This window comes from uncultured Bacillus sp. (assembly GCF_958411575.1).
Taxonomy (GTDB): Bacteria; Bacillota; Bacilli; order Bacillales; family Bacillaceae; genus Bacillus; species Bacillus spizizenii.
Genome location: NZ_CATYRA010000003.1, coordinates 244,036 through 256,967 on the forward strand (window position 1 = coordinate 244,036; position 12,932 = coordinate 256,967).

The 12,932-nt window shown below is 45.8% G+C and carries 12 protein-coding genes; 6 read left to right on the top strand and 6 right to left on the bottom strand.

The window, feature by feature from the left end; translation table 11 throughout:
- Positions 1 to 9: 9 nt before the first annotated feature.
- From hemH to Q5C82_RS07010, 3 genes are all read right to left on the bottom strand, one after another.
- The gene (gene hemH, locus Q5C82_RS07000) at positions 10 to 942 is read right to left on the bottom strand and encodes a ferrochelatase (protein WP_003224307.1); all 933 of its coding nucleotides are present in this window, start codon (positions 940 to 942) and stop codon (positions 10 to 12) included.
- A 71-nt stretch (positions 943 to 1,013) separates the two neighbouring features.
- Positions 1,014 to 2,075 (bottom strand): uroporphyrinogen decarboxylase, encoded by a 1,062-nt coding sequence (hemE, locus tag Q5C82_RS07005; protein ID WP_003224305.1) that lies wholly within the window; start codon positions 2,073 to 2,075, stop codon positions 1,014 to 1,016.
- 121 nt (positions 2,076 to 2,196) lie between these two features.
- Entirely contained in the window at positions 2,197 to 4,341 is a 2,145-nt protein-coding gene (locus tag Q5C82_RS07010) for a transglycosylase domain-containing protein (RefSeq protein WP_003224303.1), read from the bottom strand.
- Between the two features lie 121 nt (positions 4,342 to 4,462).
- Here Q5C82_RS07010 and hmoB point away from each other — a divergent pair, with 121 nt between their 5' ends.
- From hmoB to sndC, 4 genes are all read left to right on the top strand, one after another.
- Entirely contained in the window at positions 4,463 to 4,963 is a 501-nt protein-coding gene (hmoB, locus tag Q5C82_RS07015) for a heme-degrading oxygenase HmoB (protein ID WP_003224300.1), read from the top strand.
- 47 nt (positions 4,964 to 5,010) lie between these two features.
- Entirely contained in the window at positions 5,011 to 5,325 is a 315-nt protein-coding gene (locus tag Q5C82_RS07020; RefSeq protein WP_003224297.1) for a hypothetical protein, read from the top strand.
- A gap of 78 nt (positions 5,326 to 5,403) precedes the next feature.
- The gene (locus Q5C82_RS07025; RefSeq protein ID WP_079996325.1) at positions 5,404 to 6,795 is read left to right on the top strand and encodes a hypothetical protein; all 1,392 of its coding nucleotides are present in this window, start codon (positions 5,404 to 5,406) and stop codon (positions 6,793 to 6,795) included.
- A gap of 73 nt (positions 6,796 to 6,868) precedes the next feature.
- Positions 6,869 to 8,059, top strand: coding sequence for an N-acetyl amino acid acetylase SndC (gene sndC, locus Q5C82_RS07030; RefSeq protein WP_003224294.1), 1,191 nt, complete (start codon positions 6,869 to 6,871; stop codon positions 8,057 to 8,059).
- A gap of 16 nt (positions 8,060 to 8,075) precedes the next feature.
- Here the strand turns inward: sndC and Q5C82_RS07035 are convergent, their stop codons facing one another.
- Genes Q5C82_RS07035 through ecsA form a run of 3 tightly spaced genes read right to left on the bottom strand, consistent with a single transcriptional unit; the run spans position 8,076 to position 10,771 of the window.
- Entirely contained in the window at positions 8,076 to 8,786 is a 711-nt protein-coding gene (locus tag Q5C82_RS07035) for an EcsC family protein (RefSeq protein WP_003224292.1), read from the bottom strand.
- A gap of 22 nt (positions 8,787 to 8,808) precedes the next feature.
- A complete protein-coding gene (ecsB, locus tag Q5C82_RS07040; protein ID WP_003224290.1) occupies positions 8,809 to 10,035 on the bottom strand; it encodes an ABC transporter permease EcsB in 1,227 nt (408 codons plus the stop codon).
- Entirely contained in the window at positions 10,028 to 10,771 is a 744-nt protein-coding gene (gene ecsA, locus Q5C82_RS07045; protein WP_003224288.1) for an ABC transporter ATP-binding protein EcsA, read from the bottom strand. Before ecsA ends, ecsB begins: the two co-directional genes overlap by 8 nt.
- A 487-nt stretch (positions 10,772 to 11,258) precedes the next feature.
- Between ecsA and Q5C82_RS07050 the strand changes: the two genes are divergently transcribed.
- On the top strand, positions 11,259 to 11,696 hold the full coding sequence (locus tag Q5C82_RS07050; protein WP_003224286.1) for an HIT family protein: 438 nt from the start codon (positions 11,259 to 11,261) through the stop codon (positions 11,694 to 11,696).
- A gap of 145 nt (positions 11,697 to 11,841) precedes the next feature.
- Positions 11,842 to 12,921 carry a 3-phosphoserine/phosphohydroxythreonine transaminase gene (serC, locus tag Q5C82_RS07055; RefSeq protein WP_003224285.1) on the top strand — a complete coding sequence of 360 codons (1,080 nt, stop codon included), beginning with the start codon at positions 11,842 to 11,844 and terminating at the stop codon, positions 12,919 to 12,921.
- Positions 12,922 to 12,932 lie beyond the last annotated feature (11 nt).

Here is a 12,932-nt window from a genome sequence, read left to right on the forward strand (position 1 = left end):
TCGCCTTCTTTAACGTCCTAATTTTTTTAATACAACTGTTGCTAATGCATCAATAAATTCCGGCTTTGCATTCGGCATTTCCGGGCGGTAGTAGCTTGCATCGATATCGTCTGTGACCACTTTGCATTCATAATCATTATCATAAAGCACTTCTAAATGATCTGCTACAAATCCGACAGGGACATATACGAATGCCTGATAACCTTTTTGTTCGAATAAATCACGTGTTAAATCCTGGACATCAGGTCCGAGCCAAGGATCAGGCGTGTTCCCTTCGCTTTGCCAGCCGACAGCATATTCGGAAACGCCTGCGCCTTCAGCAATCAATTTCGCCGATTCATGAAGCTGGTCCGGGTACGGGTCTCCAAATTCTTTGATTTTTTCCGGCAGACTGTGTGCAGATACAATGAGCATCGCGTTTTCTCTTTCATCTTCAGGCATTGACGCATATGTTTCCTTCACTCGGTCAACCCAGTATTTCACGAATTTCGGTTCATCGTACCAGCTTTCAACAGACGTAATCGCTAAGCCGCCAAGTTTTTCAGCCTCTTCTTTGGCACGTTTGTTGTAGGACTGCACGCTGAACGTGGAGAAATGCGGTGCCAGCACGATGCTGACCGCTTCTATAATGCCGTCCTTATGCATCTCTGCTACAGCATCTTCAATAAATGGCTCGATATGCTTCAGTCCAATATACGCTTTAAACGTTATCTCGTCCTGAATTTCATTTAAGTGCTGTTCAAGCTTGTGCGCTTGCTCTTCTGTGATTTTGGCAAGCGGTGAAATGCCGCCAATTGCTTCGTATCTGTCTTTCAAATCTTGAAGCATTTCAGGTTCAGGCTTTCTGCCTCTTCTGATATGTGTATAATAACGTTCGATATCTTCTTCTTTATAAGGCGTGCCGTACGCCATAACGAGAAGCCCCATTTTCTTTTTACTCACTGTTTACACCCTCTTTAATGATCTGATACAAACATTTTGACAGGATATCATTTAGATACCAAAACATATGCTTAGGAATATTGACCCATTTTTTTGTTTTGTGAATATTTATGGACAAATGCTGTCAGTTTTTTCAAAACCTCAGGACTGACGTCTGGAAACACCCCGTGTCCAAGGTTGAAAATGAAGCTGTCCGATTTCATGCCCTGATCAAGTATTTCCGTCGTTTTCTTCTCAATGACTTCCCATGGCGCAAGCAAAATGGACGGGTCCAGGTTGCCCTGCACTGTTTTAGTGATGCCTTTTGATCTGGCTTCATCAATGCTGAGTCTCCAATCGAGCCCGACAACATCGAGGGGCAGGTCATGCCAATCACCTGCCAGATGGCTTGCGCCTACGCCAAACATGATCAGCGGCACATTCTCCTCCGCAAGCTCTGAAAAGATCCGGTTCATCACGGGTTTGATGTATGTTCTGTAATCTGCTTGATTCAGCGCGCCGACCCACGAATCAAAAATTTGAATCGCTTTTGCGCCTGCCTTAATTTGCGCTTTCACGTACACAATGATCATGTCGGCAAGCTTGGACATCAGCAGGTTCCATGCATCCGGCATGCTGTACATGAAGGCTTTTGTTTTATTGTAGTTTTTCGACGGACCGCCCTCGATCATATAACTGGCCAGCGTAAAAGGCGCCCCTGAGAAACCGATGAGCGGGACGTTGAGCTGCTCATTGACAAGCAGTTTAATCGTCTCAAGCACGTACGGCACGTCCTGTTCGGGATCAATCTGCCCAAGTTTTTCAATGTCCGCCAGAGATCGGATTGGCTGATCAATCACAGGCCCGATCCCGTTTTTGATTTCAACATCCACACCGATTGACGGCAGCGGAGTCATGATATCTTTATAAAGGATTGCAGCATCGACTCCGTATTGCTCAACCGGCAGTCTTGTGACATACGCACAAAGTTCCGGCTGATGTGTAATGTCAAACAATCCGTACTTTTCCTTCAGCTTACGGTATTCCGGCTGTGATCGCCCTGCTTGTCTCATATACCATACAGGCGTGTGATCCGCTTTTTCTCCCCGTGCTGCTTTTAAAAACGTCTCGTTAAACGTTTCTCGTTTACTCATCTGATTTCCACCTTTCATACTGCAACCATACGTTCGTATTTCTTGACTTATTACACTATACCTTGTTTTAGGCAAATGGTATAGAAGTGAGGCTTAAAGTTCAAAAAATCGCCGAATTCCATTACGAGGAAAACAATTTAGGCTGAACGTAATCGGTTCCTTCCCCTTCTCTCTTTGTCTGTGTATTATAAGGCACAATTTTATAAGAAGCGCCCGAAAACAAGTTGGCATAAGGGATTTCATAGTTTCCCTTTCCTTCAACTGAATCAAGAAGCGTCTCCTTGCCGTCCTTATTTACATAAATTCTGTATACGGCCCGGTCATCCTCTTGAGCGTCCCATTTTAATTCAATGGTAAAGAGCCCCGCAGCTTTAAATGTGTAATCTGCTTTCAGCATTTTGACTGGCTCCAGCTTTATCGGGCTTTCCAGTTCTTTGACGTTTTTAGGCTTCGTAAACACAGAACCGGTTTCTCCAGCCTGTGTCAAAATATCCTTAAACAGTCTTGTTGAATACGCACTGCCGCCTTTTAAATAATGACTTTGATCCGTTTTGTCATAGCCCATCCAGACAGCTCCGGTTATTTTCGGTGTATAGCCTGCAAACCAGGCATCCTTAGTCGCTCCGGAGACGCCAGTATAAGAAGTAGAGCCTGTTTTTCCCGCCAGGTCGCCGTGATAAGTGCCGGACGTTGCCGTTCCCTTTTTGACCACCTGCTGCAGCATTCTCGTCATATTCCAGGACGTTTGCTTGCTGAATACCCGCTTTCCTTCTTCTTTATGTTCGGCTATTGTTTCTCCGTCTTCATCCTTTATGCTGGAAATAAAGTACGGTTCAGTATACGTTCCATTCGCGGCAAACGTATGAAATGCGCCGGCAAGCTGGAGCGGCGAAACGCCTTTTTCCAAGCCGCCTAGAGCGAGAGCAAGCCCTTCATCAGGGATATCAATGCCGTTTGCTTTCAAATAAGATTTTCCTGTTTCGACGCCGATTTCATTCAACGTCCAGACAGCCGGCGCGTTTTTGCTGTACGTAATGGCGTCAGACATGGTGACTTCGCCCTCATATTGGCTGTCATAGTTTTTCGGCGTATAATCATCGTAGGATTGCAGCTCATCCTTCAATAGAGAGTAGGGCTTAAATTTCTTTTCTTGCATCGCCGGTCCGTATACTGCAAGCGGCTTAAATGTGGAACCCGGCTGGCGGGCAGCTGTGACACGGTTATACCCTTTAGATGTGTAATCTCTTCCGCCGATCGCCGCTTCCACACCGCCTGTCTTGTTATTGATAAAGACCGCGCTTCCTTCGGCATTCTGATCTGTTCCGGGATAATAGCTTACCTGCTTCATCACCTGATAAGCCGTCTTTTGCAGCTTCGAATCAAGCGGCACCTTGATCGTGAATCCGCCTTGAAGGAGCTGCTCACCGGAAATCGAGTACTTGTCCTCCGCCTCTTCAATCACAAGGTCAATATAGCTGTCAAACCAAGGTGTTTCCGACTGTTTCTTCACGTTCAGCCCGAGCGTCCTCCCCTGCGCGCTGACAGCCTCTTTTGCACTGATGTAGCCTTGGTCATTCATCATGCCAAGAATCGTATCACGCCGCTCCTTACTTTTATCAGGATGCAAAACCGGAGAATACGTAGAAGGCGCCTTCGGAATAGCGGCCAAAACCGCACCTTCGGATACAGTTAAATCTTTTACTTCTTTATTAAAATAATAGTGGGACGCCGCTTGTATGCCGTAGACTCCATGTCCGAAGTAAAGCTGGTTCAAATACATTTCCAGCAGCTTGTCCTTGCTGTAATCCCGTTCAAGATTGATCGCAATGATCACTTCTTTTGTTTTTCTTAAAAACGTTTTGTCATGTGTCAGAAAAATATTTTTGGCAAGCTGCTGGGTGATCGTGCTTCCGCCTTCCACCTTTCCGCCTGCTAATATATCGCGGTACACTGCCCTTCCAACAGATTTCACATCGATACCGTGGTGTTCATAAAATCTCTTATCTTCCACTGCGATAAACGCTTCTCTGACCTCTTTCGGAATTTCATTGATAGAGACCGGTTCACGATTTTCTGTATACAGACTTGCGACCTCATCCCCGTTTTGATCCACAATTTTTGAAGATGCATGAAGGATCAGCTTCTTTTCATCTATGACATAATGACCGAGAAAAATGATTGAAATATATCCTATTAAAGCGAGAAAAGCAGTTAACACTAAAATAATGATGGGAATGAAAAGTTTCTTTTTCTTTATCTTAAACATGAACTCACCTCGCCTTTCTAAAGGTAGTATGGGAAAAATTGTTTGGAATTATGTTCGAAGCACTCGCCAATAGAAACTTATACCATTGTTTTGATATACTAGCAAGCAGGAGGTGGCTGATATGAAGGTTTATATTACATATGGGACAGCCGATTTTTTAAAAACGATCGTAAAGAAGCATCCCTCGGAAAATATCCTTTTGATGCAGGGACAGGAAAACGCGATTTTGATCCACGAAACAAGCGGAGATACGGTTTTCCAGGCACCCCACGCTTATGAAGTGATTGACCAAGTCGGAGAGATAAAGCATCCCGGTTTTGCAGTATTGAACAATATTGCCGTCACTCAGGAAGGACGTCCGCTGTTTGAAAACAAATTTAAAAACAGAGCAGGTAAAGTCGAAAACGAGCCCGGTTTTGAAGCGATTCGCGTGCTCCGTCCGCTTGACAGTGACACCTATGTCATTCTCACCTTGTGGGAAACGGAAAGAGCCTTTCAAGATTGGCAGCAGTCCGATTCATACAAAGAAGCCCACAAAAAACGCGGCACGTCTGCCGGAATTGACACAACGTCGATCTTTTCCCGGCCTTCGTATGTCACCACATATTCCGCTGTCGAATAGCTGCCGGCATGTCCGGCAGCTTTTTTATGCGAAAGGGAGGAAGCTAGATGAAATATATTTGCCCAGTCTGCGGGTTTAAAGGGCTGACAGAACCGGCATATGATGATCAAGGGAATCACTCTTATGAAATCTGCTCGTGCTGCGGCTTCCAATTCGGATTCGACGATTATGAAATGATGCGTGAGGACGGTTCATATTTAGAACCTTCGGAAAGTATAATCGCCTACCGAAAAAACTGGCTCGCTGCCGGTGCCGTTATTTTTTCACCCGAATGCTACCCGCAGCATCAGCAGCAGGCTAAAAAAGTATTGAAGCACGAGTTGATCGAGCAGCTAAAACATATTCATGTCTATCTGAAGTAATATCTGCGAACGGACGCTTCTGTCCCGGCACCTTCCGCCCGCCTATGAATAATCTGTAGGAAGCGGAAGGAGTGATCAATGATGGAAGTCGGGATTTTGTCTGTCCATGTTCTGTATGTGTTTTTTATCGGGGCGATTATCCTATTTATGCTGCTGCGGAAAGATACGACCTTTATTTCCTTATTTGGCATTTTTATCATATCGCTATGGGCCAGCCATTCACTTTCAGCTTCTGTCAGCAGTTTATTCCACAGCTTTATCTACGCGGCCGGCGAACTGCTCCCCACGATTTTCATCATTTGTTTTATCGTTTCGATGAGTGAATTGTTAACAAAAACAGGGATAAATGAAGCGATGATTTCTCCCTTTGCAAGCCTTGTGAAAGGTCCTGTGACTGCCTACTGGCTGATTGGCGGCCTGATGTTCGCCATTTCTCTCTTCTTCTGGCCTTCTCCAGGTGTCGCTTTGATCGGCGCCGTCCTGCTCCCAGCAGCCACCCGTGCCGGTTTGCCGCCTATTGCCGCCGCCATGGCCATGAACTTATTCGGACACGGTTTCGCTCTGTCTGGAGACTTTGTCATTCAGGCGGCACCAAAGCTGACAGCGGATGCAGCAGGCATTCCAGTCGGTGATGTCATCTCAGCGAGTATTCCCCTTGTGCTGATTATGGGCGTGACCACAACAACCGCAGCATTTATCATGATTCAGCGCGAACGCAAAAAGAAGCTGGATCCAGCTTCTTTTTCCCCTGTACATTCTGGCGAACAAGACACCTCGCTGTACTTGCCAAAACGCCTGCGATCTATACTGGCTTTTTTGATTCCGCTTGTCTTTCTTGCGGATATTGCCTGCATGCTCTTATTTAACCTACAGGGAAATGATGCGACCGCGTTAATTGGCGGGTCTGCAATCTGCATCCTCCTGATCGTTCATTTTCTCGTGTATAAGCAAAAAGGGCTTGAAAAAATCACCGGTTATTTTATTGATGGATTCCAGTTCGGCTTTAAGGTTTTCGGCCCCGTCATCCCGATTGCCGCTTTCTTTTATCTTGGCGACTCAGGCTATAAAAACATACTCGGCACTTCACTCCCTAAAGGCTCCCACGGAATTGTCAATGATCTCGGCATAGCTTTATCCCACATGATGCCCATGTCAAAGGAGCTTGCCGCTGCTGCATTAACTGCCGCCGGAGCCATAACCGGCCTCGACGGATCAGGGTTTTCAGGCATTTCTCTCGCCGGCTCTATCGCCAAGCTCTTTTCGTCCGCTCTTCATACTGATCCCGCCGTTCTGACCGCGCTCGGCCAAATATCTGCCATCTGGGTGGGCGGCGGAACACTGGTCCCATGGGCGCTGATCCCCGCAGCGGCCATTTGCAAAGTTGATCCTTTTGAGCTTGCCAGAAAAAACTTTATTCCCGTCGCAATTGGCCTTTCAGTGACAACCATCGCAGCCATGATGTTGCTTTGAAATACAACGAGTTGAAATATTCAGACTTTTTATATACAATCATGGAATAGCATAGAAAAAGGGGGAAGCGGCTTTGTCCATATCCACACTGCAGAAAGAGATAAACAAACAGCTCGACAGCTGTTTTGAAGAAATGGTCGAGATCAGGCGCCATTTTCATATGTATCCTGAACTCTCGTTTCAAGAAGAAAAAACCGCCGCATTTATTGCTTCCTATTATGAATCATTAGGAGTCCCGATCCGCACGAACGTGGGCGGCAGAGGGATTTTAGCATATATAGAAGGAAGCGAACCAGGCCCCACCGTCGCTTTGCGGGCCGACTTTGACGCCCTCCCCATTCAAGATGAAAAAGATGTTCCTTACGCCTCCAAAGTGCCCGGTGTCATGCACGCATGCGGCCATGACGGCCATACGGCAGCTCTTCTCGCAGTGGGGAAGGTCCTTCACCAAAACAGACATGAGCTGAAGGGAACATTTGTGATGATCCACCAGCATGCGGAAGAATATTATCCGGGAGGCGCAAAGCCAATGATTGATGACGGCTGTCTCGAAAACGCGGATGTGATATTCGGCACGCATCTTTGGGCGACTGAGCCGCTCGGAACCATTCTCTGCCGCCCCGGCGCCGTGATGGCGGCGGCGGACCGATTCACGATAAAAATCCTCGGGAAGGGCGGCCACGGCGCTCATCCGCATGATACAAAAGACGCCGTCCTGATTGGCTCGCAAATTGTTTCCTCTTTGCAGCACATTGTCAGCCGCAAAGTCAACCCGATTCAATCCGCCGTCATTTCGACCGGCTCGTTCATCGCCGACAACCCGTTTAATGTCATCGCAGACCAAGCGGCACTCATCGGTACAGCGCGTTCTTTTGACGAAAATGTCCGTACCATTCTGGAGAAAGAAATTGAAGCAGTTGTAAAAGGCGTGTGCAGCATGCACGGTGCATCCTATGAGTACAACTATGAACGGGGCTATCCGGCGGTTGTGAATCATCCAGCAGAAACGGGCCACTTGGTCAGCATCGCAAAGAACACGGAGGGCGTTCAGCAGGTCATTGACGGAGAACCGCAAATGGGCGGCGAGGATTTTGCTTATTACTTACAAAACGTCAAAGGCACCTTTTTCTTTACAGGGGCCGCTCCTGAACAGCCAGAGCGCGTCTATTCCCACCATCATCCGAAATTTGATATCAATGAAAAAGCGATGCTGACTGCGGCCAAGGTCCTTGCGGGCGCCGCGATTACCTATCATAAGCTATAAAAAACAGCCGGAGTGCTTATTCTCCGGCTGTTTCCTTTACTATTCTCAGGTGAAAAACGTGTCTTGCCGTCTCTCCAAGCTGAGCCAGCAGCTTATAATTGGCAATTCCGCCGACTGCTGCTCCAACACCCGGCAAAAGCTGAAAAAGCTTCACGACATCGATATAATCACGATATTCCTGCTGGAACACCCTCCAATCAATGCTCTTTTTCTCCGTCTCCCAATTGTCGACGACAGAAAAAAGTGATTTGCGGCAGTCATCACTCGAAAACGCAAGCTGAAATACAACCAGCAAGAACATTCTTTCTTGTGGATCCTTCACATCAAAGCCATAAATTGAGGATAAGGTAAATAAACACTTCATCTTAATCGAAAGCAGCAGCGGGAAATCGGCAATACCTAAAAAAATGCCGCCCGCTCCGGTGCCGACTCCCTCAGCAGCCGCCACCTTCTGATAAGAAGCAACCGTTTTTTTCGCTAGTTCGTTTTTTTCACTGAGCGAAAGTTCGCTTGTATCCTTCTTATAGGTGATGATATTGGAGCCGGCCATCGTCGCTTCCACCATTTTTTTCACGCTCTCAGTGACGACCGTATGGATTTTTTCAGGAATCCGCTCATTCACCTTCGTTTGCACACGCTTCGAAAAGCGTTCAAACATGGAATCCTTCCGCAAAAAATGCATTTTCCATTGAAGGGCTTCCTGCATCAGCTGCTGATTGTCTGTCATTTGACCTACCCCTTTTTTTAGCTCACAGCTTTCCATGTTTTTTCAGTCTTGTTGTCATATAAGACGGCAGAACAACAAAAATCAGAACGGCAGAACCAATCAGCGCATAAAGAAAACCTGTCAAGCCGGCAGCATAGGCAGATGCAGCGGATATCAGCAGCGCTTGAACGGTAAGTGCAGTTTTTAATAGAGAGAAATAGCTTTTCCGCTTTGTTTCTTTTTTCACAGGATAAAGCTCTTGAAGCGCAAGATGGTCAAAGTGGCCGAACAGCGGCAGGAGCTGAATGCCCGTAATGAAAATGGTAAACACAGTCAAAACCCCTGCAATGAGCGGGCTTGCCGACACATACATAATGATCAGCGCGAAAATGACCGTTAATCTGACGAGAATCCCCAAATAATCACTTGAACGCAAAAAGGCGCGGGTGAACATGTAGGCAAACGTTTTGCGCTGTTCAAACGGCACGAGCCGCAGCAAAAAGTCAAGATACGCTCTGCGTTTCGCTTGCTTTCGTAAATGCGGCACATCAGTGAACAAGTTGGCAATCCGATAGAAACGCTGCTTGCGTCTCAATTCGGACTCAATATGGCTCTCCCATTTAAACGTTTTCCGTTTTGCTGCCGAAGCCATATACAGATAAAGAGCAGCCATAATGACATAGACCACAAGAGCATACATATAAACAGATTGGAAAACAAAATAAAGAACGAGCGTATTCGCCGCAAAGCGAATGATCACATCCATCCGTTTCATGCTTCGGTCATTCTGGAAGGTTGTACGCCATTCCATCAACTGATTCCACGCTTTCAGCAGCAAAAGCTGGATAAAGACTGCCGCATACGATACAAGCGAAGCTCCCGGTGCAACAGCGAAATATAGCGGCATTGCAACAATGCTCAATGCAATCAGCGGAAACAGCTGAGACACATAGCTGTAAACAAACGCCTGCTTCAAGTAAGGCTCCATTTTTGCTTCAAGCGGCAATAAGAAGACAAGGTCAGCCTCCTTCAAAAGCGTCCGCACATAAGAGCTTGTCAACACGAGTGAAAACAGCACGGCCATCACCCAGAAGGACGGAAAGTGAGCAGGAATGTCCCGTATCCATTTGCTGTACCAGCTTGCAGCGCCCGCGAGAAAAAAGATCAAAACAATGACGAGGTGATCGTTGAGCATATATTTCATGTACGTTCTTGTTTCTTTGATATGCTCCTGCAGCCGCGACTGCCAAATATCAAGCATATTATTCATGGCCAGCGTCTTCCTTTGTGAGCTCAAGATACAAATCGTCCAGCGCCGCTTCCTTCATTCCAAACTGCTCTCTGAGCTCAGACAGCGTGCCGCGTGCCCGCACCTCGCCGTTATGTAAAATAATAAACGAATCACAATAACGTTCTGCCGTTGCCAAAATGTGCGTTGACATCAGCACGCTCGCCCCGCCTTTTTTCGCTTCATTCATCCGCTCAAGCAGCGCGTTAATCGCAAGCGGATCAAGCCCTAGAAAAGGCTCATCAATAATGTAGAGTGCGGGCTCTGCCAAAAATGCGCACATGATCATAACCTTCTGCTTCATTCCTTTAGAAAAATGAGCCGGGAACCACTTCAGCCTCTTTTCCATTCGGAATTCCTTTAAAAGCGGCGGCAGCCTTTTCTCCATCGTTTCTTTTGACAGGCCGTATGCCATGGCTGTTAATTCTAAATGCTCCATCAGCGTCAGCTCTTCATATAAAACAGGTGTTTCAGGTATATAGGTGAATTGTGAACGGTAGCCTTCCGGATCCTCAGCAAAGGTTTTTCCGTTTAATTCGATTGAACCTTTATGCGGGTCCATCAGCCCGATGATATGTCTGATGGTTGTACTTTTACCTGCACCGTTCAGCCCGATTAAGCCGACAATTTGATTCGGTTCAAGGGTGAATGATACGTTTTTTAAAACCGGATTTCTAGTATATCCGCCGGTTAAGTCTTTTACCGATAGCAGAGACATAGTTTCTCCCCTTATATTGTTTTTCTTCATAGTACCAAAAACAAGGCCTGATTTGAAACAATTCCCTTTTAACAAATGATGAATTTGCTGTCATAAAGAGACAGGTTTCTGGACATCATAATGGTCGTAGAGGAAAAGCATATCAACTGAAAAATGAGGTGTTTGTCAAAGACGTCTTAGATACAGTTGGATAGAAAATAAACATGTCCAATGCTGAAACCATTTCTCTTCACTGAATTGATGAATTCTTCATCTATGAAGCAAATTGTCAAATGAGGTGTTTATCGCAGGAATCGTTAGGCATTAAACAAGTCTTCATTTTATTGACAAATGAGGTGCTTACCAAAGGCATATCACATTTTCTTCATATAAGCTCTTCCTCTGCATTCAGGGTGAACGCTTGCCGTTCATCCTGTTTTCTATTTTCTGCATTTCTGTGGTACGATGAGTGTATACATATTAAACAATTTCATAAGGAGGAACCCTCATGCATTGTGAAGAGAATTGCATCTTTTGTAAAATTATCGCCGGCGACATTCCGTCCGCTAAGGTGTATGAAGATGAGCATGTACTGGCCTTTCTTGATATCAGCCAAGTGACAAAGGGTCATACACTTGTCATTCCGAAAACACATATCGAAAATGTGTATGAGTTTACGGATGAATTAGCAAAACAATATTTTCACGCCGTTCCGAAAATCGCCCGCGCTATTCGGGATGAATTTGAACCGATCGGCTTAAATACGCTGAACAATAACGGCGAAAAAGCAGGACAATCTGTTTTCCATTACCATATGCATATTATCCCGCGCTACGGAAAAGGAGATGGATTCGGAGCGGTTTGGAAAACACATGCTGATGATTACAAACCGGAGGATCTGCAGAACATCTCTTCCTCTATCGCAAAACGCCTGGCCTCATCATAAGATGAGGTTATTTTATTTGTGAACATTTCGCAAACATCCGTCAATTTCTTTTGATTATTCTAATTTTTTATCAAAAAACTGAATTTTTGTGATAGGATAATTGTATTATTTTATACATTAACGTGGAAAACAGGGAGAGATCATGATGGAACGTACAACGAATTTTAACGCAGGTCCTGCAGCGCTGCCATTGGAAGTTCTGCAAAAAGCACAGAAAGAATTTATTGATTTTAACACATCCGGCATGTCTGTTATGGAGCTTTCCCACCGCAGCAAAGAGTATGAAGCGGTGCACCAAAAAGCGAAAAGTCTCTTAACTGAACTGATGGGCATCCCGGAAGATTACGATATTTTGTTTCTTCAAGGCGGGGCAAGCCTTCAATTCTCAATGCTTCCAATGAACTTTTTAACACCTGAAAAAACCGCGCATTTTGTGATGACAGGGGCTTGGTCCGAAAAAGCCCTCGCTGAAGCAAAGCTGTTCGGGAACACCTCTGTAACAGCTACAAGTGAAGGAGATCATTACAGCTACATTCCGGAGATTGAACTTACGGATGTAAAAGACGGCGCGTATTTACATATCACGTCCAACAATACGATTTTCGGCACACAGTGGCAGGAATTCCCGAATTCCCCTATTCCGCTCGTCGCTGACATGTCAAGCGATATTTTAAGCAGAAAAATTGATGTGTCCAAGTTTGACGTGATTTACGGAGGCGCTCAAAAGAACCTCGGCCCTTCCGGCGTGACAGTTGTCATCATGAAAAAAACTTGGCTGCAGAATGAAAATGCGAACGTTCCAAAAATCCTGAAATATTCAACGCATGTCAAAGCGGACTCACTCTACAACACTCCGCCGACATTTGCGATTTATATGCTGAGCCTTGTTCTGGAATGGCTGAAGGAAAACGGCGGTGTAGAAGCTGCAGAACAGCGCAATGAGCAAAAAGCTCAAGTTCTTTACAGCTGCATTGATGAAAGCAACGGATTCTATAAAGGCCATGCCAGAACGGACAGCCGCTCACGCATGAATGTTACCTTTACGCTTCGTGATGACGAATTAACGAAAACATTTGTTCAGGAAGCAAAAGAAGCAAAAATGATCGGCCTTGGCGGACACCGTTCGGTAGGAGGCTGCCGTGCTTCTATTTATAACGCGGTGTCTCTCGAAGACTGTGAAAAATTAGCTGCGTTCATGAAGAAATTCCAGCAAGAAAATGAGTAAAAAGTCTGGCT